We start from the raw sequence: 25,684 nt of genomic DNA on the forward strand, positions 1-25,684 counted from the left end.
ATGGCAGTAAATGTAAAATTTTTAAAGCAGTTATGCCCATAAAATCGTCACCTAAAAAATTAAATTTTGTTAAAAAAAAGCATGAAATTGATTGATTTATTGCAGTTTTTGCAATTAAATCGTTTTATTGAAATGAGACGAAAAAAACCAGTTATATTCGTAAACCTTTTAGGTTAAAATGTAGCAAAATCAGCTCCCAATACAAGCCCAGTAGGATAATACGATTTGAAAATTACAGTAATCATCCCGCGAAGTTTTCAATACTTGAAGATTCTTCCGGTTCAGTTTGCAATTCTCTATTAACGATTTACAATTAGATTGACAGTAAAGAATTAAAAGCCTTTTAAGACTAAGCTTAGTTTTTCAACTTCACAATTAACTTTAAATTAAACTGCCGGCCGGTTAGATAATTTGGAATGGCATATTGTACATTATCTACATCTTTTAGCCAGAGATAAGAAACGGTATTATTGAGATTCAGCATATTAAAAACTTCAAAATACAGAATTACAGCATTAAAATTTCTATCCAGAAATTTTGGTTTATGTATGGCTGCATCATCTAAAAAATCTTTCGAAAATCCGATATCAACCCGCTTGTAAGATGGAATGTAAAATTTATCTAAATATCTGGGCGTTTGCGATGGACCAATTGGCAAACGCGAACCATAAAGTGCGTTAAGGTGAACTTTATAAGTTGGGCTATTCAATAGTTTATCCTGAAAAAATATGGAAAAATTCAGGCGTTGATCTGTTGGTCGTTTTAAGTAGCCCGGATAAATTGTGGTTCCATTTTGAACATAACTATCATCAATAATATCTTCATTGGCATGCATTACCGACATCCTGAAATAGGAAACCAGATCCTTTACAAATTCGCCGCCAATACTGAAATCAGCGCCGTAAGCATAACCACGCGAGACTTCATTCGCCAGGTACTTAATCCTCAGATTATCAATTTTATAGGGGATTAAGCGGTCTGAATATTTAAAGTAGGCTTCTGAAGTAAACTTTAACCTTGTCCCTAAAGCATCAAAAGCATATTCGTAACCCAGCGAAGTATTATATGAACTTTGGGCTTTTTGGTTGATATTTAACTGCCCGGAAAAATCGCGTATGGTACGGTATGACGGTGGTTGTTTGTATACACCTGCAGAAAACCTCAGAATCTTATTGTTCGAATTTGGCCTATAGGCGATCAATATCCTCGGGCTGATCAGTAATTGTTTACTTAAAGAGCTATAAGTCGACCTCGCTCCCAGCTGCAATTCTGCAGAACCGGAAAGTGAATAACTATCCTGGATATAAGCGCTATAATTGCTGATATCAAGATTGTTTTTTACATTGATTACGTTTTGCAAAATAATGTTTTTGGAGTTATTGGGTAAGATAAACCCAGCCGAATCGGTATAATTGTATTCGTTTAACTGATCCTTATATAAAGATTTATCGAATTTTAAGCCCCAGGAAAAAACATGGTTATCAAAATTCTGGTCGACCTTAATTTCAGAAGCAAAAATTTGGGTATTTAAACTATTTCTTCCATAATTATAATAGCTGCCAATCCCCTTATTTTTACTTACCGGCCCAAAATTCTCCCTAGGAAAGCTATTATCCACTTCGTCAAAAATATAGCTGCCGTTGATATCAAAACGTTCCCTTTCAATAGTGTTAAAATAGCTATTGATAAACTTGATGACTAGGTTTGGTTTGGGAGAATAAGTAGCGGTAACAGCGCTACCTAAGGTTTGGTAATCGTCAATCTCCTGTCCAGTGTAATCTACATTTAACCTTAATGTAGTGCTTAAAGTACCAAACTGTGTTTCTCTGTTTGTGGGTACCAGTTTAAACTGCCCAAGATTAAAACTTCCCAAATAACTGATATTGAATTTCGGCGAAAAATCGTACTGATAAAGCAGCTGTGCATCGGCAAAATTAGGACTATAACTACCTTGCTCATCTTGTTTAAGCAGCACGCTCGAATTATTTTTATAGCGTAAGCCAGCCAATAAAAAACTGTTTTTAAATATCCTTTTTGTAACTAACGAGGTATTTAAAAGACTGGTGCTAAAAGTAGTTTGATTGCTATCTGGTTTATCGTATCTGATATCTAAAATAGAAGAAAGTTTATCGCCATATTTCGCTTCAAAACCACCGGCAGAGAACTTTGCTTTACTGACTAGGTCTGAATTGATAAAACTCAGCCCCTCCTGCTGTCCGTTGCGGATCAATACAGGCCGGTTAATTTCTACATCGTTTATGTAAATCAGATTTTCATCAAAGTTGCCTCCCCGAACACTATATTGGGCACTTAATTCGTTATTTGTGGATACACCGGGCAGCGTTTTGAGCATGGTTTCAAAATTACCAGAAACCAATGGCATGGAGGATACATCCGCAATATTTATGGTAGTGGTGTTACTTAGCTGATTCTGTTTATTGGTGATGTTAACCTGCTCTAACTCATTAATATTAGCGATTAAGTTTACTTGCTTAACAATCCGCGCACCAGAACGTTCATTAAATTTGATGGTTTGGGGCTGGTAACCTAAAAGAGAATATTTAATGCTAAATGTTTTCGACTTGGAATAAATGGTATAAACACCAAATTCGTCAGTAACAGTTGATTGCGCCTGACCTAAAACAATAACGGTAACCTGTGATAGAGGCAGTTTCTCATCGCTATAAACTATTCCTGAAACCCTTACCAATGGCTGTGCTAAAGCAAAACTGCAACCAGCAATTAAAAGGAGAAGGATTAGCCGAAATTTGAGCATTTTTAGTAGCGAGATGTAAAAGTATCAAGATAAAAGTATTGAGTATCAAGATGATTACAACTCTATCCCCCCTTATCATTGGAACAATTTAGCAATAAACAATTAAATGCTTATAGTACTGGTTAACTGTTGTTTCATCTTAGCAATCGTTTCAGTCGGATTATCTGTTGCAAAAATTGCATTTCCGGCCACAAAAGCATTGGCACCTACTGATGCTAACATAGCAATATTTTGTAAACCCACACCACCATCTATTTCAATAATCAAGTTTTCGTTTACCCCTTGAGTCAAGGCTTTTAAATCTTTAATTTTCTTATAAGTATTATGAATGAACGCCTGCCCGCCAAAACCCGGATTAACCGACATAATCAGCACCAGATCCAGATCTTCAATTACATCCTGTAATAAGGCTACCGGTGTATGCGGATTCAAGGCCACACCAGCCCTGCAACCAGATGCTTTAATTAACTGGATAGTTCTATGCAAATGCGTGCAGGCTTCATAATGTACTGTAATTCGATCTGCTCCTGCTTTCGCAAATTCACCAATAAATTTATCCGGCTCAACAATCATTAAATGTACATCCAAAGGTTTAGTGGCATGTTTTTTTACAGCAGCCATTATCGGGAAACCAAAAGAAATGTTAGGAACGAAAACACCATCCATTACATCAACGTGGAACCAATCGGCCTCACTTTGGTTAATCATTTCAATATCGCGCTGTAAGTTGCCAAAATCGGCAGAAAGTATGGATGGGGCAATGATGTATTTCATTTAATGATTTCTTAGTACTAAAGTAACATTTTAAAATGACCGTCACCCTGAATTCATTTCAGGGACTTATGAGTAGGTAAGATGCTGAAATAAATCCGATAGCTATCGGATCAGCATGACGGTATGATGCAAGTTACAAAAGAACTGTGAAAATTTTTAAGTTAGAAACAAAGATGCTGAAATAAATTCAGCACGACGAAGCGCATTAATTCGATTTAGAAATAAAAAGCCCTTTCAGTTTTACACTAAAAGGGCTAATCTTAATATCTTCCGACTCCGGTCTCCCCGACTTCGGACTTGTTTTACGCTTGTGGCGCAGCTGGTTTTTCTGGTCTTGGCAATAAAACTTTGCGAGAAAGTTTCATTTTACCTTGTTTATCGATGTCTAACAATTTAACTTCGATTTTATCACCTTCTTTTAATACACCATCCATGGTTTCTAAACGTTCCCATGAAATTTCAGAGATGTGTAATAAACCATCTTTACCCGGCATCACTTCAACAAATGCACCGAATGGCATAATTGATTTTACTTTACCTTGGTAAACCTCACCAATTTCTGGTTTAGCTACGATGTTACGGATACGGGTAACTGCAGCATCGATAGCTGCTTTGTTATCAGCAAAAACTTCTACAATACCTTTACCATCAACTTCTTCTATAGAGATTGAAGCACCGGTTTCGCGTTGCATTTCCTGGATAATTTTACCTCCAGGGCCGATAATTGCACCGATAAATTCTTTATCAATTGTTAAAGAAACAATACGTGGAGCATGCGGTTTGTAATCTTCGTTAGGTGAGCTGATGGTTTTCTTCATCTCGTTTAAGATGTGTAAACGACCTTCTTTAGCCTGTAACAAAGCTTTAGTTAAAACTTCGTAAGATAAACCATTGATTTTTAAATCCATTTGACAAGCAACAATACCATGTTCAGTACCGGTTACTTTAAAGTCCATATCACCTAAGTGATCTTCATCACCTAAAATATCAGAAAGGATTGCATATTTACCAGTTTTCTCATCGGTAATTAAACCCATTGCGATACCAGAAACCGGAGATTTGATTTTAATACCAGCATCCATTAATGCTAATGTACCAGCACAAACAGTTGCCATTGACGAAGAACCGTTAGATTCTAAAATATCAGAAACAATACGGATGGTATAAGGATTTGCTTCACCTTGAGGCAATACTTTTTTCAATGAACGTTGTGCTAAAGCACCGTGACCAATTTCACGACGGCCAGCGCCTCTGTTTGGTCTAACCTCACCAGTTGAGAAACCAGGGAAATTATAGTGCAATAAGAATTTGTTATAACCATTAAAGAAAGCACCATCAATCATTTGCTCATCATCTTTGCTACCTAAAGTAACCGATGTTAAAGATTGAGTTTCGCCACGTGTAAATACAGCCGAACCGTGAGCAGCAGGTAAATAACCAACTTCACTCCAGATTGGACGGATTTCTGTAGTCTTACGACCATCTAAACGGATACCTTCATCTAACAATAAATTTCTGATCGCATCGTACTGAACATCATGGTAATAATGTTTGGCCATTGCTTTGGTCAAATCTGCAGTATCTTCTGGCATTGCTTCAAAGAATTCGTTAATGATTGCAGTGAAACCTTCTTTACGAACATCTTTATTGCCACCAGCTTTTGCTACAGCATAAACTTTATCGTAAGTATCAGCATAAACTTTAGCTTTTAAATCAGCATCATGATCTTCGTGGTTATATTCACGTTTAACCGTTTTGCCTGTCGCCTCTGTTAATTCAACCTGAATAGCACATTGAACTTTAATTGCATCGTGTGCAAATTTTAAAGCTTCAACCATTTCATCTTCCTGAATTTCATCACACTCACCTTCAACCATGCCTATATCGTTAGCTGAACCAGCAACCATAAACTCTAAAGTTGCGCGTTCTAAATCGCTGGCTTTAGGATTGATAATTAATTTACCATCAATTTTAGCCACACGTACTTCAGAAATCGGACCGTTGAAAGGGATATCAGAAACTGATAATGCAGCAGATGCTGCTAAACCTGCCAAACAATCTGGCATAATATCTTTATCAGCAGAGATTAAAGAAATCATCACTTGCGTATCAGAGTGATAATCACTTGGAAACATTGGGCGTAAAGCTCTGTCCACTAAACGAGAGATTAATACTTCGTAGTCAGATAATCTTGCTTCACGACGTAAAAAGCCTCCCGGAATACGGCCTGTAGCCGCGTATTTCTCCTGATAATCAACCGATAAAGGTAAAAAATCAGTACCTGGTTTAGCACCAACAGTAGATACAACTGTTGCTAACAACATCGTATCGCCCATTTTAACTACAACCGAACCATCAGCCTGTTTAGCCAGTTTACCAGTTTCAATTTCTACAATTCTGCCATCGCCCAAATCGAACGATTTTTTTATTACATTCATTTAATTAGAATTATGGTGTGTTTTCCTCTTTCTACACACCGTTGTTTATATATGTTTTTGTTTTTGCAAACGAAGATAGGATTAAAAAAGCCTATCCATAATAAAACCCGTTAAAAAAATTAACAGGGAAGTAAAAAGCCATTCCCTAAAGAATGGCTTTTAATGATAAACTTGCGCTTATTTTTGTTTGATGATATCACGAAGCGATAAAGCTTTGATGATAGCACGATAGCGCTCAATATCTTTTTTGTATAGGTAAGCCAAAATACCGCGGCGTTTACCTACCAATTTTTGAAGTGACAACTGAGTAGAGAAATCTTTACGATTTTTCTTTAAGTGTTCTGTTAAGTGCGCAATACGGTATGTAAATAACGCTACTTGACCTTCTGCAGAACCCGTGTTGGTTTCTACTTCGCCGTGCTCTTTGAAGATTACAGCTTTTTTCTCTGGACTTAAATACATTCTTGAATAATATTAAAGCAATAAAAATTAATTAATTGTGGCGCAAAGATAAGGTTATTTTGGTTAAAAACAAGTGGTGTTTTTTATTAACATGTATCAGATAAGTCTGTAGAAAAGTCGTCATCTCGACTGAAGCATAGCGAAATGGAGAGATCTATCTTGACTGATTTAGCTTCGCTCGAAATGACGACTTGAGACTTATAATCGCTAATATTTTAATGCTTTTGACTAAAAAAATAATCTCACTATATGACGATCGCACAGGAAAGATTAAAAATTAAATTATCAGAATAAAAATTAAACTGCTACTTCTTATCAAAAGATATTATATGGTTGGCTTACGAATTACAAGCCCCTTGCCTTGCGGAGATTTTAATGGCTTGCCGCCGTTCATGGTACCCGAAATGTAATTAAGCTGCAGAACGCCAAAAAAACGCTGCTCGGGGGGTAAGGCTCAAATAAATAGCATCACATTCCTTAACAATTGTTTCGCGTGGAGTATTGACATCATATAATTTGAGTTTTCCCATTTCACATCAAAAATACGAAAAAAGATTAGATATATTTACATCAAGACGTCTTTACGTCATATATCAAAAGCTATTTATACTTTTGCACAAAACATTTACCTTGGAAAAAAATCAATACAGCATTTTTGAAAGCGAATTACGCGTCCGTCCTGATGATATCGATATGTTTAATCACGTGCATAACAGCAAATACCTGGATTATGTACTGGCAGCCCGCTACGAGCAGATGGAAAAGTTCTACGGTATGCCCTGGGAGCATTTTACCAAACAAGGTTTAGGCTGGGTAGTGAGCCATGTCGATATTAATTTCAAACGCCCACTTTTAATGAACGATTTGATGTTAATACGCACAGGTATATTAACCATGCATGATAAGGGTTGCTCGGTGCAGTTCGAAATCATCAATAAGAAAACAGGAAAAGTAGCCTCCGATGGAATTTTCGATTATGTACTAATTGATTTAAAGACCAGTCGCGGAACAAAAGTTACTGATGAAATGATAAAAGCGTATAGCATATAAAAAAATTCAATCTTATTAAATGAAAACCATTAAATTAATAATAGCTATTAATATCCTATTGATTTCAATATCCTGCAATTCTCAACAGCGAGAAACTTCGGAGTTTTACGTAAAATATAAAGCCAATAATACTCCTTATAAAATTCTCTTTTTAAAACCTGATGAAAGTGTTTATGATATCGATTCTACTACAGCTATCAGAAAATTTGAGCATTTAAGGGATAGTGTAATTATAGACAATGATAAGGCGGATTTTAATTTCTCCTTTTACAAAAACAGTAGCCCTTCAAAAGCTAAAAATATAATCTTCATTATTGAAAAGAGTTTCATATTAGCTCCCAAAGAATATAAAGTTGCTGATTTTGATTTAGACAAACCAATTAGTTTTGAAAAAAGAAATAATGGCTATGATGGTTTAGCAGAATATAGCATGCCAAATGGACGATTATATTCTTGGCAATATTCGTGGGTAAAAAATCATAAACCAGCAAAATGGACCATTACAAAAGTGGATAAGGCTACTAAAACAATATCAGGTACTTTTTCTTTTACAGCAACACAGGCAGATAGTGATGGAAATACTGATCTTAGTAAGAAAAATACATTTCTAAAAGTTATCGAGATTGATATTACAGAGGGAGAATTTCATTTACCATATAGTGAATTGAAACATTAATTGGCTTTCTATATTATCTTTATCTTATCTTTTTAAGGTAAGCATTTATTCCTCCATTATGCCCATTTTCATTTCTTAAAATTTTTAAATTAATAATCAAAATTACCTATCTTTACATCATCAAAAAGACCAGGGCCATGATAGTATCTGCAATCCGTTTGAGGTTCTAAACAACCGAGGATTCCCTCCATTTCAATTTAGGTATGTACGCTTAACTGCGTATCATTGGTTTATACATCACATTTATTTTTATTATATGTCACAGTCTAGAAAGGCACAGGGCAAACTATCGTCATTTTTCGATATTCTAATCCAGTCTATAAAAGGTCACGAAGTTGACCTCACTTCCATTAGTATAAAACGCGCCATTATTTTATTGGCCATTCCCATGATGTTGGAAATGGCTATGGAATCGGTTTTTGCTTTGGTTGATTTATATTTTGTTGGCCACCTGGAAAATAGTAGTCATGCTATACAGACCGTTGGTTTAACGGAATCGGTTTTAACCATTATTTATTCATTAGCCATTGGCTTAAGTATGGCTGCAACTGCTGTGGTTGCACGTAGAATTGGCGAAAAAAATCCAGAAGCGGCATCAAAAGCCGGAATGCAGACCATTATAATAGCTGTTTTCATAAACATTATTATCAGTATCCTGGGGTTAATTTACGCCAGAGATATTCTATTGCTCATGGGGGCTTCAGCTGAAACTGCTGAGCAAGGTGTCGCATTCGTCCGCATTATGATGGGCGGAAGTATCATTATTGTACTGCTATTCTTGATTAATGGAATTTTTAGAGGTGCTGGTAACGCGGCAATCGCAATGCGGAGTTTATGGATCGCCAATATTGCCAATATCATCCTCTGCCCTATTTTTATTAACGGTTTTGGACCAGTACCTGCATTTGGTTTAACGGGCGCTGCAATTGCAACTACAATTGGTCGTGGTTTGGGAGTAAGTTATCAGGTATACAATCTATTTAGCGGTAAAAATGCGCTTAAGATACGTATCAGCCATTTTATTCCAGATTTTACGCAGATTAAGGCGATTGTTAAAATTGCCGCTCCTGCTATTTTTCAGTTTGTAATTGCAAGCTGCAGCTGGGTGTTTTTAGCAGAGCTGGTTGCCACGACTGGTGGTGATACGGGATCGGCAGGTTATCAAACAGCCCTGCGACTCATGATGTTTTTTATGTTACCAGCCTGGGGTTTAAGTAATGCAGCCGCTACGTTGGTCGGTCAGAATTTGGGTGCGGGCCACATAGATCGTGCTGAAAAGTCCGTTTTCCAGACCTTAAAATATATTTTGATTTTTATGGCGGTAGTAAGTGTACTCTTTCTTACTTGTGGGCATTTGTTCGCTGCATTTTTCACTTCAGATGAAAAGGTAATAGCTATTGCCGGTAAGGCCCTTAAAATTATGAGCCTCGGTTTTGTGATTTATGGAGCGGCAATGGTATTTAGCAGCGCATTTAATGGAGCCGGCGATACCTGGACGCCTACAAAAATTAATGTTTTTGCATTTTGGCTGTTCCAGATTCCTTTGGCTTATTTCCTGGCTAAATATTTAGAAATGGGCCCAACCGGAGTTTTTATTGCTATACCAACGGCAGAGGCTGGAATTGCTGTAGCTGCTTACTTCTTATTTAAAAAAGGTAAATGGAAGAAAACGATGGTTTAACAGGATTTAACCACAGATCAAATGGATAGACACGAATGAATTTATCTGTATTGTTCATCACCATCTGTGGTTAAAATTCTTATTGCTATTCCTCTATCCCTTTTAAATCGATTTTATTAAACATAATGAAGTAGTATAAAACACAGCTGCCTAACAGCACTAAGCTGAACAAAAGATAATAATGGCCGAGTATCGACCACATGGCAATAAAAAAGAAAAACAGCAGCCATTTCAGATAGTTGTCCATATTTAACCTAACTATATATAATAATGTTAAAAGAAAAGATAATCCTGCAATGCCGAATAAAATTCCATTCGCTATAGCATATAGGTTAAGGCGAGCAGCGATGATCAAAAATATCCATTCAGGGATTAAAATAAAGACAAAAACCAATAACCAGTTTAGCATTCTTTTGAATATAGAGATCTGCAGGCTTTTATTAAAATTTAAAAATTCAGTTTCAAATTTTAGCAGGGTAAAAACTAAAACTGCATGACATAAAACAGATGCCAGTAACGCAACCAATATTACACGCATATCGTTACGCACATCAGCAAACATCCATAACATTCCCTTAAAGAAAATGAATGATAAGACCTTGCACATCAGCAACATTAATGGTTGTTCTTTCAATAAATGAAACAGCGGCCAGCTAAAGAATGGTTTATTTACCTTCAGCCCTACTGATATCGATTGTTTGTCTTTTTTCAGAAAGCCTAATGTTACGGATTGATAGGTAAGCCAGAATAATCCAAAAATTATCAGTGAAAAAACAATTAAAATAAATGCGATACTAATGAAAAAGTGGTGATGGATACTTAAACCAATGAGCAGAAAAACATAAATAATAACCGGTAAGAGAATGGAAAAATAAAACCTTAACCACAATGTTAGCTGCATCTTTTTTTCCAGAGCAGCTGTTTCTTTAATAAAATTATACCTGGCTGATGCTAATTTTTGTTTCATAAAGAAATGAACTTTTGTGGCGTATAAAAGCCAGGATATAAATACAACGGCCATTCCGATCGGAGAAGAAACACCAGCTAATAATAAGGCTGTTTGGTAGCTGACTAATTGCGAGGGCTCTACTATGCCAAATAACATGTAAATGCCAACAAGAAAAAAGCCAGCATGTTGCTGGTAAAATTCTTTCGACAGCGTATTAATCAATAACTTCAGCATTTAGAATTGAATAATTTGTTTATCAACGATTTGAAGCACAGTATTAAGCTGAAGTTTATCGTTATTTACCTCTTGGTGTGATGATAAAAGAAACCCCTTTCCCTGCGCTGCTTTTTCTGTAATTAATTGATACAGTTTATCTGCCGAGTTTACATCAATAGTAATTAAAGGTTCATCTAAAATGTATAAATCGGAGTTACCAATAAATGCGCAGATCAGCGAAAGCTTTTTTAACATTCCACTAGAATAACTCCCTATTTTATTGCCAAGAAACAGCGTCATTGCAAAATATAGTGCAAGATCTTCTGCCTGTTTTCTTTCAGCACCCCGGGTTTCAATATAAAAATCGATCAACTCCTGCCCGGTTATAAATAAAGGATATTGGGGCTCAGCTTCGGCAAAACTAATGGTGGATTTAAATTTTACGGGGTCTTTTTTAAGGCTGATACCATTAAGCTCTACTTCTCCTTTAAAAGGTATTTGTCCGGAAATAATGCGAAATAAGGTTGATTTACCAGTGCCATTCCCTCCTTTTAACCAATGGATTCCGTTATCGATTTTCCATTCGCTAAAGTTTAATACTTCGTGGCTACCGTATTTTTTGTTGATATTCGTTAAACTGAGCAAAATGTTTGATTTTAGTTCTCTTTTAGATTTCATGATGTTTAATTTGTTACTTACTAAAGCCTCTTGCCAGAAAAATGCAAATAGTACCATTATCTTAAGTTTAATAAACCTGATTGGAACGAACACGCAATGCAATGGAGTAAAGTGGAAAGGTACTGTCTTTAAAAGCAAATAAAAGTTGATAAAAATTTAGCTTTTGAGAAGCATTAATTTAAATGCCTTCCATTTGTAAAACAGCACAATAACTTTACCTTTGTTTTAGTGAAAACTTCCTTCTGGAATTTTATCATGTGTAGCTCTGGATTTTTCTGGAGCTATTATTTTTTCTAAATGATTGAATTGGGGATTGTATTTCTGCTCATTTTTCCAAAGATGGTACATCATTACCAATAGTTTCTTTTGCACGGCTACATAGCCCTTCATTTTAAATCCTGTCCGCTCAACAACTCTTTGATAAAGATTTTTGAATTGCGGCTGGTCATCCCTTACCGCACAAAATGCTGGCATAAATAGAATTCTTCTGATCCGGGAATTTCCCTTTTTTGATATTTTTGTTTTCCCTATATGCTTGCCTGATTGGTTTTCTATCACATCGTAACCTGAGTATTTCACCAAAGATGCCGAACTTTTAAATAATGTAAAGCCATTGGTTTCAGCTACGATTACACAAAAAGATAGCAGGTTAATTCCTTTTATTGCCGTAATGTTTTCATAGTGAAGATTTAAGAGCTTGTCTGTTTTAACAAGCTTTTCCATTGCCTTTTCCATTTCTAATACTTGTTGCTCAAGCAGTTTTATCGTTTTGTTCAGCTGCTTTATAACTTCCCTGCTTTGGAATTGACCATGGTTCAGTGCCTCAAGCTGGTTACTGATAACATTGATGGTCTCTTTTAGGTTTTGATGCTGACGGGTATAGTGTCTGAGTTCATACAATTTCTCACTTCCCGGAGCCCAAGGTCCCAGGTTCTTTTCTGCACCAATTTTAGCAAGACCGCGGGCATCTATACTGTCATTTTTAGAGTTTGCTCCGTCTGCCTGCAGGTACTTCTTAGCCTTATTTGGCAATAAAATACTTAACACTAAGCCTTTGGAATGCAGAAACCATGCAAGTTGTTCATGGTAGACGCCAGTGGCTTCCATTACGATGCGAAGGGGCAGGTCTTCTTTCTGGTGCTGTTTGATCCATGCCAAAAACTCTTTAAAACCGCCAGGACTGTTGGATAACTTACGGCTGGATTTTACAGTTACTTTCTGGTGCTGTCTATGACCGACAAACAGCAATGAAAATCTTTTTTTGATACATCAATTCCGATAGAATACTTTAAGTTGATCATACCTTTTTTATTTAGATTGAAATAATCAATAATCTCTTAGTTTTTGCTCATGATATAGATGATCCAAATACAGCGAAATGGTCAATAGGTACTGTTCAAACTTTAAGAAATAAAAAAAGGGAGGGTTATCCTTTCACAACGGCATCGGTTAATTTTTGTGCCTTGCGGGACTACAAGTTTTTCTCCCTCTTCTGATTATTTTTATTATAAAGGTAAAGATATGAGCAGGACTACTGTAACCGAAAAGCCACTGCATTTGCTTTTCAAATCAAAGTGCTTGAAGCAGATATTTTCTAGATTAAAAATTACCTTAAAAAACATATCTTTGCGCAAAGATGAAGCATATACGTAATTTTTGCATTATAGCACATATCGACCACGGTAAGAGCACCCTGGCCGATAGGTTATTAGAATATACAGCGACGATTTCGCAGCGTGAAGCGCAGGCGCAATTGCTCGACAACATGGATTTAGAGCGTGAGAGAGGCATAACGATTAAAAGTCATGCCATACAAATGAACTATAAGGTCGGTGATATTGAATACAATTTTAACCTGATCGATACACCTGGACACGTAGATTTCTCGTACGAGGTTTCACGTTCTATAGCAGCCTGTGAAGGTGCATTACTAATTGTAGATGCTTCGCAAGGGATTCAGGCACAGACTATTTCCAATTTATACCTGGCTTTAGAGCACGACCTTGAAATTATTCCGATTTTAAATAAAATGGATTTACCCGGGGCTATGCCTGAGGAAGTTAAAGACCAGATTATTGATTTAATTGGCTGCAAACGTGAAGATATTATTCCTGCGTCTGGTAAAACAGGTTTAGGGATTCCTGATATAATTCAGGCCATCGTAGACCGCGTTCCTGCTCCTGTTGGCGACCCTGAAGCGCCCTTACAAGCCTTAATTTTCGACTCCGTTTTTAATTCTTTTAGAGGGATTATCGCTTATTACAAAGTGGTAAATGGTGAGATTAAAAAGGGAGATAAGGTAAAATTTATTAATACGGGCAAAGAATACCTGGCTGATGAGGTTGGTATTTTGAAGCTGGATATGGCACCTCGTAGCGTGGTTAAAACCGGCGATGTGGGTTACATTATTTCTGGCATTAAAGAAGCCAGAGAGGTAAAAGTTGGTGATACGATTACAACTGTGGCCAGGCCGTCGTTAGATGCCATTCAAGGTTTCGAAGAGGTTAAACCAATGGTTTTTGCAGGGATTTACCCTGTAGATACTGATGAGTTTGAAGAATTACGTGAGGCAATGCATAAGTTGCAGCTGAACGATGCTTCTATCGTTTTCGAGCCGGAAAGTTCTGCGGCACTTGGTTTTGGTTTCCGTTGCGGTTTCTTAGGGATGTTGCACATGGAGATTATCCAGGAGCGTTTAGAGCGTGAGTTCGATATGACGGTAATTACAACGGTTCCCAACGTATCGTACATTGCACACACTACAAAAGGTGATGAGTTTATCGTAAATAATCCATCTGATTTGCCAGATCCAAGTAAACTGGATTCGGTTGAAGAACCTTACATCAAAGCAAATATTATTACCAAGTCTGATTTTGTTGGTCCGATAATGTCGCTTTGTATCCAAAAACGAGGAGCGATTATTAATCAATCATATTTAACATCAGACAGGGTTGAGTTGGTTTTCGAAATGCCAATGGCCGAAATCGTATTCGACTTTTATGACAGGTTAAAAACACTTTCTAAAGGATACGCTTCGTTTGATTATCACCAGATTGGTTACCGTAAATCTGATTTAGTGCGATTAGATTTATTGTTAAACGATGAACCTGTGGATGCTTTATCTTCGTTAATCCATAGAAGCAATGCTTACGATTTCGGAAAGAAAATCTGCGAGAAATTAAGAGAATTAATCCCTCGTCAACAATTCGAAATTAAAATACAGGCATCAATTGGTGCCAAGGTTATTGCCCGCGAAACACTAAGTGCCTTACGTAAAGATGTAACGGCTAAATGTTATGGTGGTGATATTTCCCGTAAACGGAAGTTATTGGAAAAACAGAAAAAAGGTAAAAAACGCATGCGTCAGGTGGGGAACGTAGAAATTCCACAGACAGCATTTATGGCAGTTTTGAAATTGGATTAAAATAGAATCAAGATACAAGTATCAGGTATCAAGATTCTCGCAAATTTAAATAATAGTTAAAATTATAAAGAGCAATCAAGTAGACCATTTAGTCTTGATACTTGGTACTCACTACCCGATACTTTTAAAATGAAATTATTAGACGGTAAATACGTATCAGAAAAAGTTAAAGTTCAAATTGCGGAAGAAGCCGCTGAATTTTTAAATAAAAACGGTCGCAAGCCACACTTGGTTGCCATTTTAGTTGGTAACGATGGCGGCAGCGAAACCTATGTGGCCAGTAAGATGAAAAACTGCGAGAAAGTTGGTTTTAAATCATCACTACATAGATATGATAATTCGGTAACTGAAGCAGAATTATTAGCAAAAATTGAAGAAATTAATCAGGATGATGATGTGGACGGATTAATTGTTCAATTGCCTTTACCTAAACATATTGATCCGGAAAAAGTAACTGAAAAGATTGATTATCGTAAAGATGTAGATGGTTTCCATCCTGTAAATTTGGGCAGGATGATGCGTAACCTACCTTGTTTTATTCCGGCAACTCCTTATGGTATTTTATTGATGTTGCAAGAGTATGGTATCGACACGACAGGAATGCACTGTGTTGTTGTTGGCCGTAGTAACATTGTGGGTAGCCCAATGAGCATTTTAATGGCTCGTAACGCAAATCCAGGCAACTGTACGGTAACACTTACCCATTCACGTACTAAAGATTTAAAAGAGCAGGTCTTACAAGCAGATATTGTGATTGCCGCAATTGGCAAAAAGAATTTTGTTACTGCCGATATGGTAAAACCTGGCGCAATTATTATTGACGTAGGTATCAATAGGGAAACTTCTACTGAAACCAAATCTGGTTTTAAGTTATATGGTGATGTAGATTTTGAAAACGTAGCACCTAAAGCCTCTTACATTACGCCTGTTCCTGGTGGTGTAGGCTTAATGACGATTGTTGGTTTATTGAAAAACACACTGGCATCAGCTAGGAAAGAAATATATTCTTAAGGCTAAGGGGTTAAAGACAGAAGGTCTAAGACAAAAGCGGTTCATACATTTGAGCTGCTTTTTTTACGTATACTATTTTTAAATTGTACGTGTATTTTGTATATTTGTTTTATAAAACAACAAGACAATGGATGCTAAACTAACATTAAGCTTTAACCAAAACGTAGTTGATAGGGCAAAAAAATACGCTGCTGAAAACAACATCAGTCTTTCTCGCCTGGTAGAGCACCTCTTAACCCAGGTAACTGCTAAAGAATACAAATCTTTAGAAGACTTTCCCATTTCGGATTGGGTGAGCATGGTTGCTGAGGGTGAAGTAGAATATAAAAAAACGCCAAAATCAACACGTAAAGTTTCAAAAGATGAATTCTTTTCTTCTAAAAAGTAATCGATGGAGATATTTTTAGATGCGAATGTTCTTGTTTCTGTATTGAATAAGGAATATCCTCTTTATACCTACTCGTCGAGAATTTTAAGTTTAGCATCGCATCCAAATTTTGAAATTTATACTTCTCCACTTTGTTTAGCTATAGCATTTTATTTTGCTGAAAAAAAACATAAATCACATTTGGCCAAACAGAAAATCGATTTGCTTTGCCAACATATTAAGATTGCAGGAAATTCATCAAAAAGTGTTTTGGATACCTTGTCGAATAAATCAATTCACGATTTTGAAGATGGTTTAGAATATTACGCTGCCAAATCTGTCAATTGTAAATGTATTATCACAGAAGATATTGAAGATTTTTATTTCTCAGAAATTGAAATTTTGAACTGTCAGGAATTTTTTAAAAGATATTTGCTAAATTGATTTTATAATAGACTCGGCACTCTGATCTGATAGCTATAGGATTTATTTCAGGGCTTAATTAAAGAGGTGTTGAAATAAATTCAGCATGACGAGAGTAGATCATCTCCAAAGTTTACTCCACCAGCTTTCTTCAAAACCGATATAGAGACCATCTTGACGTAACTCTGTTTGATAGATATTGATATAGTCACCCTGTCCTTCGGCTCCCCTGCCTGTAGTTAAACTATATTCATATCGATGGATTGGGCAAACCAGGTTTCCGTTTTTACACCAGCCACCACTAAAATGGCCACCAGCATGTGGACAATGAGATTGGGTAGCAATGATTTCATCTTCATTGTTGATCAGACAGATCTGTTTTCCTGCAACCTCAATTGTTTTAATTGTATCAGGTTGAGGAATTTGATTCTTATTTAGCGCCTTAAACCACTTCATTTTGCTAAAATAATGCAAATAAATATCACTATTGTTTCATCTTTCTATTAAATTTCAAAAGAGGAACAGCATCACCATATTTTTTTAGGATATTTGCATCCTCAAAAATGAAACAAGAAATACCAGAAGACGGCACATTACTTCCTTTAATGGAAGAATTTTATACTATACAGGGCGAAGGATTTAATACTGGTAAAGCAGCTTATTTCATCCGTTTAGGAGGCTGCGACGTGGGTTGCCACTGGTGCGATGTTAAGGAAAGCTGGGACGCCGAAATGCATCCACTTACCCTAGCTGATGTAATTGTAGAGAATGCCGATAAATTTCCGGGTAAAGCTGTTGTAATTACCGGTGGTGAACCCTTAATTTATAATCTTGATTATTTAACCAACAAATTAAAAGAAAGAGGTATCCTTACCTTTATCGAAACGTCTGGTGCCTACCCACTTTCCGGAAATTGGGATTGGATTTGTTTGTCGCCAAAGAAATTTAAAGCACCAAGGCCAGATATTACACCATTTGCACACGAATTGAAGGTTATCGTTTTTAATAAAAGTGATTTTAAATGGGCAGAAGAATATGCCGCAATGGTATCTCCTACCTGCAAATTATATCTTCAGCCAGAATGGTCTAAGTCAACAGAAATTACTCCATTAATTATTGAGTATGTAATGGCTAATCCTAAATGGGAGATTTCTTTGCAAACACACAAGTTTTTAAATATTCCTTAAATTAGTTTACATTAGCTTTAATAACCAATGTTAATGTATGAGGTTTTGTCTATTCTTATTCTTGAGCCTATTCAGTGTTAATGCGTTTGCTCAGGTTTCGGGCAATAAAAAAGCACAAAACTTTTTCGAAAAAGCAAATCCGTTTATTCAAAAGCAAGATTATACCTCTGCAGAACAGGCTTTAAAAAGTGCTGTTGAAGCTGATCCTTTATTTCAAAATGCTTATATACTGCTTGCTGGGGTCTACAAAGTGCAAAAAAAATACCAAGAGGCCAGAACGGCTTACGAAAAAGCGATATTAATTAATAAAGCAGTAGCTCCTGAAGTAATTTATAACCTCGCAGAGACAGAATTTGCTACGCAGGATTATTTAAAAGCAAAACAGCATTTTAGTGATTTTTCGATGCAAAATTCTTCATCTGATCAAGCGAGAAGAGCAAAAAAATACCTTTTAGATTGCGATTTTGCTGCTATTGCAATAAAGAAACCGGTAAAATATAGCCCGACAAATTTAGGTGAAAGTGTAAATACAACCGATGCAGAATACTTTCCTGCAATAACTGCTGATGGCGAAACGCTAATTTTTACCCGCCAGGTTAATGGAAATGAAGACTTCTGGACTTCTCAGTTCAAAAATAATTCATGGAATACTGCTACTCCATTGTCAAGCAAGATTAATACGGCTAAGTACAATGAAGGTGCCCAAACCATTTCGCCTGATGGGAAATACCTGTTTTTTACAGGATGCAACCGACCAGATGGTTTAGGCAGGTGTGATATTTATGTTTCTCACCGTGAGGGGAAAGATTGGGGTGAGCCTTATAATGTTGGTCAGCCCGTTAATTCTGAATTCTGGGAATCACAACCTGCCATTAGCCCCGATGGAAGGACTTTATATTTTATTAGTAACCGGCCTGGCGGGTATGGTGGTTACGATATCTGGAAAAGTACCATTACCGATGATGCCAAATGGGGGCCTGCGATTAATCTTGGTCCAGAAATTAATACAGCTTTCGATGAGAATACGCCTTTTCTGCACGTAGATGGTAAAACGTTGTATTTTTCTTCAGATGGTTGGCCGGGTTTCGGGAATAAAGATATTTATTATAGCAGAATGGATAATGAAGGCAAGTGGCAAAAGCCAATTAATATCGGTTATCCAATCAACTCTTTCGAAGATGAAAGCGGTTTGGTAGTGAGTGCTAATGGCAATTCAGGATTATTTTCATCAACCTTAAAAGGTGGTTATGGCATGCAGGATATTTACAGTTTTGGCATGCCTGAAATAGCTAAGCCGCTAAAGGTATCTTATGTGAAGGGAATTGTGCGGGACCTGGACACTAAAAAAACGATTGAAAGCAACGTTCAGGTCGTAGATCTAAAAACCAATAAAACTGTTTTCGATGATTATACCGATCCGGAAACCGGACAATTTTTAGCTGTAATGCCTGTTGGAAGTAATTATTTGTTTAATGTAAATGCCGAAGGCTACATGTTTTATTCTGAAAACTTTGAGCTCAAAGCTGGTGATATCAACAAACCTTACCAGATTGAAGTTTACATTGAAAAAATAAAACAGGGCGGTAATGTAACCTTAAGAAACATTTTCTTCGATACCAATAAATTTAATCTTTTACCCGCTTCTATCCGTGAATTGGATCTGCTTATTGATTTTTTGCATCAAAATGAAAAAGTACAGATTGAAATTCAGGGGCATACCGATAATGTTGGTGATGATAAATTGAATGAAAAGTTATCTTTTAATAGGGCGAATGCCGTTTACGAATACCTGATTAAAAACAGTATAGATGCAAAAAGGCTTACTTTTAAGGGCTTTGGGACAAGTAAACCGATCGCTGATAATAAAACTGAAATGGGGAGAAAAAATAACCGTAGAACGTCGTTTGTGATTACGAAGGTTTAATTTTTCTTGTGTTCGTCATTATCCTTGACTTGTTTAAGAACCCTCCTCCAAGTAATCATAGTCCTGAAATAAATTAAGCATACAGAAATCTATAGCGTAAATCTAATTTTTTCCCTTTTAAGTATCCAAATTTCTGGTTAGTATCCGGTTAAAAGTTTATTTCTGGCTTGATTTGCTGCAATTACATCTTTTCTATTGTCTAATATTTTTGTAACTCCCTGGAAACAAATCATTAACAAAATAATTTTCAAAATGTTCATCCAATTTATACTTTTATAACATGGACAATGTAAAACCACTACCCGACTTATCAGCAGAAGAACAACGTGTTTTAGGCTCTTTAATAGAAAAAAGCCGTACTACACCCGATTATTACCCAATGACTTTAAATAGTTTAACAGCTGCATGTAACCAAAAAAGTTCGAGAAATCCTGTGGTAAATTACGATGAGGAGACCATAACTTTAACGCTAAACCAACTTAAGATAAAAGGTTTAATATCCACTGCTACAGGTGGTTCAAGCCGCGCAACTAAATACAAACATAATTTAGCCATTGTTTATCCTTTATTACCTTCGGAACTAGCTATTATCTGTCTGTTACTTTTACGTGGTCCATTAACACCAGGCGAAATCAATAGTAACTCAGGAAGATTATATGAATTTGAGAGCATAGAAGAGGTTTTAGAACAACTTCAAAAATTATCAGATGACGAGCCTGCATTTGTAAAACAATTGCCTAAAAAACAGGGACAAAAGGAAGCACGTTTCATTCATCTTTTAGGTGAACAAGCTGAAACCACTACCGAAATGGAAACTGAAACTATGGCTTCATCGCAGTTTGATCCTACAGAACTGGAAAACAGAATAGAAAAATTAGAACTGGAAATTGAAGAATTAAAAGAACTGGTAAATTTATTGATGGATAAGTAGGTTTTCTGAGTATGGTCGAAGACCCTTGCAAATTAACTTTCCGTGGTAAAAACTATTAAAAAACCAATGTCTTAGCGAGACGCTAAGACTAGTATAGTTAGAACTGGAAATTGAAGAATTAAAAGAGTTGGTTAATTTGTTGATAGATAAGTAGGTTTTTGAGTATGGTCGAAGACCCTTGCAAATTAAGTTTCCGTGCTTCTGTGTTTCCGTGGCAAAAACTATTAGAAAACTAATGTCTTAGCGAGACGCTAAGACCAGTATAAATCGTGATGCAAGCGCTTTAAGATTCCCGCATGCGCAGGAATGACGACCGTATTAATGGATTCTGTCTATAGTAGTGTAACGAAGAATCTCTGCATTTCTTTGTAGCAACTTTGGAAAAGCACTGCCAGAAAACTTTCTATTACTAAAAGATTCTTCACTACGTTCAGAATGACAGGGAAGTGGAATTTGTGAGGTGGCAACTCCAGAGATGATGGCCGTATTAAAACTACATCCATAAAAAAAGTGCCTGGCGATTAACCAAACACTTAATAAAATCCCTAATTAAGCTGGGAATAATAAAATCAATTAAGCCTTGTACTTTTTAAAAATAGTACTCGCGGTGTGACCGCCGAAACCAAAAGTGTTATTTAAAACGTAGTTGATCTCTTTTTTAATACTTTCTCCTAACACGAAATTCAGTCCTTTTGGAATATTTTCATCCAGATTTTTAGTATTAATCGTAGGCGGCACGATATTATCTCTGATCGATAAAATACTGATTACACTTTCTACCGCTCCTGCGGCACCAAGTAAATGACCTGTCATCGATTTTGTTGCGCCAATCACCACTGGTAAACCATTAAATACAGTATTAATTGCCTGAAGCTCACTTAAATCACCCAATCCGGTTGAAGTAGCGTGTGCATTAATATAATCGATTTTATCGGCAGTAATTCCGGCATCTTTCAAAGCTTTAGTCATACCCAGGGCCGCACCGATTCCATCTGGAGGTGTTCCTGTTAAATGATACGCATCAGCTGCCATTCCGCCACCAACAATCTCGGCATAAATATGTGCACCACGCTGTAAAGCGTGTTGCAGCTCTTCTAAAACCAAAGCACCTGCGCCTTCACTCATCACAAAACCATCTCTATCTTTATCAAAAGGTTTAGAAGCCCCCTGAGGATCGTCGTTATTTTTTGATAGCGCCTGGGCGGCGTTAAATCCGCCCACTGATGATTTAGTTAAGGCTGCTTCCGAACCGCCGGCAATCATGATGTTTGCTTTGGCCAAACGAATGGTATCAAAAGCATTAATAATGGCGGTATTAGACGATGCACAAGCCGATACGGTACAATAATTGGGGCCACGTAATTTATGACGGATAGAAATGGCTCCGGCAGCAATATCAACGATCATTTTCGGGATAAAATAAGGATTAAACCTCGGTGTTCCATCTCCGGCATGGAATTCTTCCAACTGTGATTCAAAAGTACCGATACCACCGTTTCCAGTTGCCCAGATTACCCCAACTTCTGCCAATTGCCCATCATTCATGGTACTAAAATTCAATCCGGCATCTTTTATCGCCTGATCACTCGAGCCGATAGCATATTGCGTAAAAAGGTCGTACTTTTTAATCTCTTTTTTCTCCAGGTATTCTTCAGGATTAAAATCCTTTACTTCACCTGCAAATTTCGTTTTAAATTTACTCGAATCAAATTTTGTAATTGGGCCAATGCCACTTTTTCCAGCTAATATTTGTTGCCAAAATTGCTCAACAGTATTGCCAAGCGGGGTTATCGCACCTAAACCTGTTACTACTACTCTTTTCATTTTATTGTTTTTTAGTCAATTCCCCTGGATAAAAATCAACATTAACTATCCAAAAGGTATTTTAATATAGCAGGAATAGCTACAAAGACCCTATCGTTTCATTAAGATTGAGTAAATACAGGATTTACACTTAATGGCGCGAAAGTAACAATTCCTATACTCAAAAGCGTCATCTAAATGGAAACAACAATTTCTTTTGCTTTCCTGCTATATTATTTTATTGCTCAACAGAATCGATCCAGGCTTTTCTATCTGTATTCATCACATTTAAAGCATCAACTGGCGACTGCCTGAACAGTTCATAAATTTTAGCCGTATCACCTACCCTGATTTCAAATTCATCACTAGCTAAAGCGGCCAAAAGCTCATCGGCTACAACCGAAGGTTTAATTCCGTTATGTCCACCAATTTCTTTCGAAAATTCGGTATCAACCAATGGTGGCATCAATTCAAAAACTTTAACAGTTGTTTCTTCTAAACTTAATCTTAACGAAGTGCTGTAAGAATGTAATGCTGCTTTACTGGCCGCATAAGTGGGTAAAGTAATCCCTGGAACGTAAGCTACGATAGATGAAACGTTTACAATAGCTGAAGTTTCTTGCTGTTTTAGTATCGGTAATAACTTTTGGTTAATCCTGATGATAGACAGGTAATTGGTTAACATTTCATCCTCTGCGTTGGCAAAAGCATCCTGGTTTGGATCGGCCAAATTATAAAGCGACGCTCTTCCAGCGTTATTGATCACGATGTTCAATTGGGGAAATTCTGCTTTGATTCGAGCCACCAATTGATCCACATCTTCAGCTTTGCTCACATCAGAAAGAATGGTGGTTACATTTTGTAGCGATGCTGCAGCTGCATCAAGCCTTTCCTGGTTTCTGCCGGTAATAATTACATGGTTATCCAAAGCAGTTAATTGTTTTGCGATTTCTAAACCGATGCCAGCTGTTCCGCCGATCAATAAAACGGTATTTTGTGAAGTTTTCATTTTTATATTTTTTAAAATTTTAAGATTAAACAAGTACTCAGGGCATGAGTCAGCGGAAATTTATAACTGCTCATGGCTTCAGATAATCAACACCATTCATCTGTAGCGCTTCCTTTGCTCCTCTAATGGGATATTCCCAAGTTATTATTTTGGTTATTTATTTAATAAAATACCAATCGGTATATTTTTAGTTAAAAATTTTTAGCCGAGGCTTTCAACATATTTTTTTAGTGACCCCATAATGAGGTTCCAATATTCCATTTTTGAGGTCAGCTTCGAAATCATGATGCCTCCTTCTACCATTGCGATAATGGTTAAAGCAATCTGTTCAGGATTTTGATCTGGATTGATCTCTTTACTGGCAATGCCGGCTTCAACCAGTTTGGCAATTTTGTTTTTCCAATCTAAAACAGCTTTTAACACTCTTCCACGTAATTCGGGGTGGGTATCGTCAGCATCAATTGCAGTATTCAAGACCGGGCAACCTCCTTCTGATAGTGAGCCATCCATAAATTTTTGATAAATACTAATGTATACTAAAAGCTTATCCTTTATGCTACTTTTCCTATTCATTTCAACGTCTATCGTTGATGATACATTTTTCAGGTTATAATCAAAAGCTGCTAAGGCCACTTCATCCTTATTGGCGAAGTTGCCATAAATGCTCCCCTTAGTTAAGCCTGTAGCAGCAGTGATATCATTTAGAGAAGTACCTGCATAACCTTTCATATTAAAAATCGGTGCGGTTTTCTCTACAATAAAATTTCTCGTTTTTTCTGCTTTGGTCATATTGTTCTGAATTGACGATGCAAATATATACCAATCGGTATATTAATTCCAAATTGTTTTATCACCAGAATCTCCTTTTCGCATGAAGCTATTATCAATTAATGTATGCCAAAGAAAAAGTGCATTATTTGTTTTACGTTTGAATTTTGTAACTTTGATTTATGAACAAACCAGAAAGCATCGAAGACTTTTATCAGAATAAATTTAGTTTTCTTCCCGATAATTTACAAAACGGCGTTGGACACTTTAACGTTTTTAAACTGGAAGATTGTTTAAGGGACGATTCAAAACCGATGAGTTATAACCGAAGGGATTATTATAAGATCTGTCTTACCCGTGGTCATAATGTATACCATTATGCTGATAAGAGTATCGAAATTAATGGCACTGCACTCATTTTTTTTAATCCGTTGGTACCTTATACCTGGGAACTCGCCACTGGCAATAAAAGTGAAGTAACGGGTTATTTCTGTATTTTCACAGAAGCTTTTTTTAAGGAAAAGATCCGTGGAAACATTGGTGATCTGCCCATGTTTACGCCTGGGGGGAAACCTGCATATTTTTTAAATGAGCAGCAGGATAAACAGATAGAGGCTATCTTCGGTAAAATGTTTGATGAAATCAACACTGATTATGTGTATAAATACGATCTCCTTAGGAATTACATTACTGAAATTACCCACTTTGCGCTAAAAACCCAGCCATCAGAAAGTTTATTCAAACATACCGACGCCAACACCAGGATTACTTCCGTTTTTACGGAACTACTGGAACGCCAGTTTCCAATTGAAACTACCACGCAAAGGCTTACCATGCGCTCGGCCAAAGATTATGCCTCACAACTTTCGGTACATGTAAACCATTTAAACCGGGCCATTAAAGAAACTACTGGTAAAACCACCACAAACTATATTACAGAGCGTTTATTGAGTGAAGCAAAGGCTTTACTGAAGCATACGGACTGGAATATATCAGAAATAGGTTATTGCCTGGGGTTTGAGGAACCTACTCATTTTAACAACTTTTTTAAAAAACTGACCAACCATACCCCTACTTCTTATCGGATTGTTTGAATTTCGTAATCATAAGTTTGATTAACGTAATAAAGTGAATCCA

22 protein-coding genes are annotated in these 25,684 nt (G+C 36.6%); 11 read left to right on the forward strand and 11 right to left on the reverse strand.

Annotation, left to right across the window (positions count from 1 at the left end; translation table 11 throughout):
• Nucleotides 1–355: 355 nt before the first annotated feature.
• The 4 genes from ACUN24_RS17560 to rpsO form a co-directional block, all read right to left on the reverse strand.
• Nucleotides 356–2,776, reverse strand: a complete 2,421-nt coding sequence (locus tag ACUN24_RS17560; protein ID WP_445563680.1) for a TonB-dependent receptor — start codon at nucleotides 2,774–2,776, stop codon at nucleotides 356–358.
• Nucleotides 2,777–2,878: 102 nt separating this feature from the next.
• Nucleotides 2,879–3,550: a ribulose-phosphate 3-epimerase gene (rpe, locus tag ACUN24_RS17565; protein WP_445563681.1), complete on the reverse strand. Its 672-nt coding sequence runs from the start codon at nucleotides 3,548–3,550 to the stop codon at nucleotides 2,879–2,881.
• Nucleotides 3,551–3,852: 302 nt separating this feature from the next.
• Entirely contained in the window at nucleotides 3,853–5,988 is a 2,136-nt protein-coding gene (pnp, locus tag ACUN24_RS17570; RefSeq protein WP_315421478.1) for a polyribonucleotide nucleotidyltransferase, read from the reverse strand.
• Between the two features lie 177 nt (nucleotides 5,989–6,165).
• Nucleotides 6,166–6,450 carry a 30S ribosomal protein S15 gene (gene rpsO, locus ACUN24_RS17575; protein WP_055913898.1) on the reverse strand — a complete coding sequence of 95 codons (285 nt, stop codon included), beginning with the start codon at nucleotides 6,448–6,450 and terminating at the stop codon, nucleotides 6,166–6,168.
• 630 nt (nucleotides 6,451–7,080) lie between these two features.
• On the opposite strand from rpsO, the gene ACUN24_RS17580 reads away from it, so the two are divergent.
• From ACUN24_RS17580 to ACUN24_RS17590, 3 genes are all read left to right on the forward strand, one after another.
• The gene (locus ACUN24_RS17580) at nucleotides 7,081–7,500 is read left to right on the forward strand and encodes an acyl-CoA thioesterase (RefSeq protein ID WP_445563682.1); all 420 of its coding nucleotides are present in this window, start codon (nucleotides 7,081–7,083) and stop codon (nucleotides 7,498–7,500) included.
• Nucleotides 7,501–7,519: 19 nt separating this feature from the next.
• On the forward strand, nucleotides 7,520–8,176 hold the full coding sequence (locus tag ACUN24_RS17585) for a hypothetical protein (RefSeq protein ID WP_445563683.1): 657 nt from the start codon (nucleotides 7,520–7,522) through the stop codon (nucleotides 8,174–8,176).
• A gap of 256 nt (nucleotides 8,177–8,432) precedes the next feature.
• Nucleotides 8,433–9,857, forward strand: coding sequence for an MATE family efflux transporter (locus ACUN24_RS17590; protein ID WP_445563684.1), 1,425 nt, complete (start codon nucleotides 8,433–8,435; stop codon nucleotides 9,855–9,857).
• An 85-nt stretch (nucleotides 9,858–9,942) separates the two neighbouring features.
• Here the strand turns inward: ACUN24_RS17590 and ACUN24_RS17595 are convergent, their stop codons facing one another.
• From ACUN24_RS17595 to ACUN24_RS17605, 3 genes are all read right to left on the reverse strand, one after another.
• Nucleotides 9,943–11,040, reverse strand: coding sequence for a hypothetical protein (locus ACUN24_RS17595; protein WP_445563685.1), 1,098 nt, complete (start codon nucleotides 11,038–11,040; stop codon nucleotides 9,943–9,945).
• On the reverse strand, nucleotides 11,041–11,757 hold the full coding sequence (locus ACUN24_RS17600) for an ABC transporter ATP-binding protein (protein ID WP_445563686.1): 717 nt from the start codon (nucleotides 11,755–11,757) through the stop codon (nucleotides 11,041–11,043).
• A gap of 168 nt (nucleotides 11,758–11,925) precedes the next feature.
• Complete coding sequence (locus ACUN24_RS17605; RefSeq protein ID WP_445563687.1) at nucleotides 11,926–12,948, reverse strand: IS110 family transposase; 1,023 nt, start codon at nucleotides 12,946–12,948, stop codon at nucleotides 11,926–11,928.
• A 388-nt stretch (nucleotides 12,949–13,336) separates the two neighbouring features.
• On the opposite strand from ACUN24_RS17605, the gene lepA reads away from it, so the two are divergent.
• The 4 genes from lepA to ACUN24_RS17625 all read left to right on the forward strand — a co-directional run bounded on the left by lepA (nucleotide 13,337) and on the right by ACUN24_RS17625 (nucleotide 16,946).
• Nucleotides 13,337–15,124, forward strand: a complete 1,788-nt coding sequence (gene lepA / locus ACUN24_RS17610; protein WP_132397529.1) for a translation elongation factor 4 — start codon at nucleotides 13,337–13,339, stop codon at nucleotides 15,122–15,124.
• A gap of 129 nt (nucleotides 15,125–15,253) precedes the next feature.
• Entirely contained in the window at nucleotides 15,254–16,135 is an 882-nt protein-coding gene (locus tag ACUN24_RS17615) for a bifunctional 5,10-methylenetetrahydrofolate dehydrogenase/5,10-methenyltetrahydrofolate cyclohydrolase (protein WP_445563688.1), read from the forward strand.
• A 127-nt stretch (nucleotides 16,136–16,262) separates the two neighbouring features.
• A complete protein-coding gene (locus ACUN24_RS17620; protein ID WP_445563689.1) occupies nucleotides 16,263–16,523 on the forward strand; it encodes a DUF6364 family protein in 261 nt (86 codons plus the stop codon).
• 3 nt (nucleotides 16,524–16,526) lie between these two features.
• Nucleotides 16,527–16,946, forward strand: coding sequence for a PIN domain-containing protein (locus ACUN24_RS17625; RefSeq protein WP_121284763.1), 420 nt, complete (start codon nucleotides 16,527–16,529; stop codon nucleotides 16,944–16,946).
• 99 nt (nucleotides 16,947–17,045) lie between these two features.
• Here ACUN24_RS17625 and ACUN24_RS17630 read toward each other — a convergent pair whose 3' ends face one another.
• Nucleotides 17,046–17,381, reverse strand: a complete 336-nt coding sequence (locus ACUN24_RS17630; protein WP_445563690.1) for a Rieske (2Fe-2S) protein — start codon at nucleotides 17,379–17,381, stop codon at nucleotides 17,046–17,048.
• A 107-nt stretch (nucleotides 17,382–17,488) separates the two neighbouring features.
• Between ACUN24_RS17630 and ACUN24_RS17635 the strand changes: the two genes are divergently transcribed.
• The 3 genes from ACUN24_RS17635 (at nucleotide 17,489) to ACUN24_RS17645 (ending at nucleotide 20,967) form a co-directional block, all read left to right on the forward strand.
• Nucleotides 17,489–18,112 carry a 7-carboxy-7-deazaguanine synthase QueE gene (locus ACUN24_RS17635; RefSeq protein ID WP_445563691.1) on the forward strand — a complete coding sequence of 208 codons (624 nt, stop codon included), beginning with the start codon at nucleotides 17,489–17,491 and terminating at the stop codon, nucleotides 18,110–18,112.
• A 37-nt stretch (nucleotides 18,113–18,149) separates the two neighbouring features.
• Nucleotides 18,150–20,036, forward strand: coding sequence for an OmpA family protein (locus tag ACUN24_RS17640; RefSeq protein WP_445563692.1), 1,887 nt, complete (start codon nucleotides 18,150–18,152; stop codon nucleotides 20,034–20,036).
• 280 nt (nucleotides 20,037–20,316) lie between these two features.
• Nucleotides 20,317–20,967, forward strand: coding sequence for a YceH family protein (locus ACUN24_RS17645; protein ID WP_445563693.1), 651 nt, complete (start codon nucleotides 20,317–20,319; stop codon nucleotides 20,965–20,967).
• 573 nt (nucleotides 20,968–21,540) lie between these two features.
• Here the strand turns inward: ACUN24_RS17645 and fabF are convergent.
• The 3 genes from fabF to ACUN24_RS17660 all read right to left on the reverse strand — a co-directional run bounded on the left by fabF (nucleotide 21,541) and on the right by ACUN24_RS17660 (nucleotide 24,568).
• Entirely contained in the window at nucleotides 21,541–22,791 is a 1,251-nt protein-coding gene (gene fabF, locus ACUN24_RS17650) for a beta-ketoacyl-ACP synthase II (protein ID WP_445563694.1), read from the reverse strand.
• A gap of 217 nt (nucleotides 22,792–23,008) precedes the next feature.
• Nucleotides 23,009–23,779, reverse strand: coding sequence for an SDR family oxidoreductase (locus ACUN24_RS17655; protein WP_445563695.1), 771 nt, complete (start codon nucleotides 23,777–23,779; stop codon nucleotides 23,009–23,011).
• A gap of 201 nt (nucleotides 23,780–23,980) precedes the next feature.
• Nucleotides 23,981–24,568, reverse strand: a complete 588-nt coding sequence (locus tag ACUN24_RS17660) for a TetR/AcrR family transcriptional regulator (protein ID WP_445563696.1) — start codon at nucleotides 24,566–24,568, stop codon at nucleotides 23,981–23,983.
• Between the two features lie 161 nt (nucleotides 24,569–24,729).
• On the opposite strand from ACUN24_RS17660, the gene ACUN24_RS17665 reads away from it, so the two are divergent.
• Nucleotides 24,730–25,641, forward strand: a complete 912-nt coding sequence (locus ACUN24_RS17665) for a helix-turn-helix domain-containing protein (RefSeq protein ID WP_445563697.1) — start codon at nucleotides 24,730–24,732, stop codon at nucleotides 25,639–25,641.
• Nucleotides 25,642–25,684 lie beyond the last annotated feature (43 nt).

Source organism: Pedobacter sp. WC2501 (genome assembly GCF_052682415.1).

Excerpts from the sequence above, each read along its gene's own strand:
- ACUN24_RS17560 (WP_445563680.1), bottom strand. The coding sequence starts at position 2,776 with ATGCTCAAATTTCGGCTAATCCTTCTCCTTTTAATTGCTGGTTGCAGT.
- lepA (WP_132397529.1), top strand. The coding sequence starts at position 13,337 with ATGAAGCATATACGTAATTTTTGCATTATAGCACATATCGACCACGGT.
- rpsO (WP_055913898.1), bottom strand. The coding sequence starts at position 6,450 with ATGTATTTAAGTCCAGAGAAAAAAGCTGTAATCTTCAAAGAGCACGGC.
- ACUN24_RS17660 (WP_445563696.1), bottom strand. The coding sequence starts at position 24,568 with ATGACCAAAGCAGAAAAAACGAGAAATTTTATTGTAGAGAAAACCGCA.
- ACUN24_RS17630 (WP_445563690.1), bottom strand. The coding sequence starts at position 17,381 with ATGAAGTGGTTTAAGGCGCTAAATAAGAATCAAATTCCTCAACCTGAT.
- ACUN24_RS17590 (WP_445563684.1), top strand. The coding sequence starts at position 8,433 with ATGTCACAGTCTAGAAAGGCACAGGGCAAACTATCGTCATTTTTCGAT.
- ACUN24_RS17600 (WP_445563686.1), bottom strand. The coding sequence starts at position 11,757 with ATGGTACTATTTGCATTTTTCTGGCAAGAGGCTTTAGTAAGTAACAAA.
- pnp (WP_315421478.1), bottom strand. The coding sequence starts at position 5,988 with ATGAATGTAATAAAAAAATCGTTCGATTTGGGCGATGGCAGAATTGTA.
- ACUN24_RS17615 (WP_445563688.1), top strand. The coding sequence starts at position 15,254 with ATGAAATTATTAGACGGTAAATACGTATCAGAAAAAGTTAAAGTTCAA.
- rpe (WP_445563681.1), bottom strand. The coding sequence starts at position 3,550 with ATGAAATACATCATTGCCCCATCCATACTTTCTGCCGATTTTGGCAAC.
- ACUN24_RS17620 (WP_445563689.1), top strand. The coding sequence starts at position 16,263 with ATGGATGCTAAACTAACATTAAGCTTTAACCAAAACGTAGTTGATAGG.
- ACUN24_RS17645 (WP_445563693.1), top strand. The coding sequence starts at position 20,317 with ATGGACAATGTAAAACCACTACCCGACTTATCAGCAGAAGAACAACGT.
- ACUN24_RS17585 (WP_445563683.1), top strand. The coding sequence starts at position 7,520 with ATGAAAACCATTAAATTAATAATAGCTATTAATATCCTATTGATTTCA.
- ACUN24_RS17655 (WP_445563695.1), bottom strand. The coding sequence starts at position 23,779 with ATGAAAACTTCACAAAATACCGTTTTATTGATCGGCGGAACAGCTGGC.
- ACUN24_RS17640 (WP_445563692.1), top strand. The coding sequence starts at position 18,150 with ATGAGGTTTTGTCTATTCTTATTCTTGAGCCTATTCAGTGTTAATGCG.
- ACUN24_RS17595 (WP_445563685.1), bottom strand. The coding sequence starts at position 11,040 with ATGCTGAAGTTATTGATTAATACGCTGTCGAAAGAATTTTACCAGCAA.
- ACUN24_RS17635 (WP_445563691.1), top strand. The coding sequence starts at position 17,489 with ATGAAACAAGAAATACCAGAAGACGGCACATTACTTCCTTTAATGGAA.
- fabF (WP_445563694.1), bottom strand. The coding sequence starts at position 22,791 with ATGAAAAGAGTAGTAGTAACAGGTTTAGGTGCGATAACCCCGCTTGGC.
- ACUN24_RS17625 (WP_121284763.1), top strand. The coding sequence starts at position 16,527 with ATGGAGATATTTTTAGATGCGAATGTTCTTGTTTCTGTATTGAATAAG.
- ACUN24_RS17665 (WP_445563697.1), top strand. The coding sequence starts at position 24,730 with ATGAACAAACCAGAAAGCATCGAAGACTTTTATCAGAATAAATTTAGT.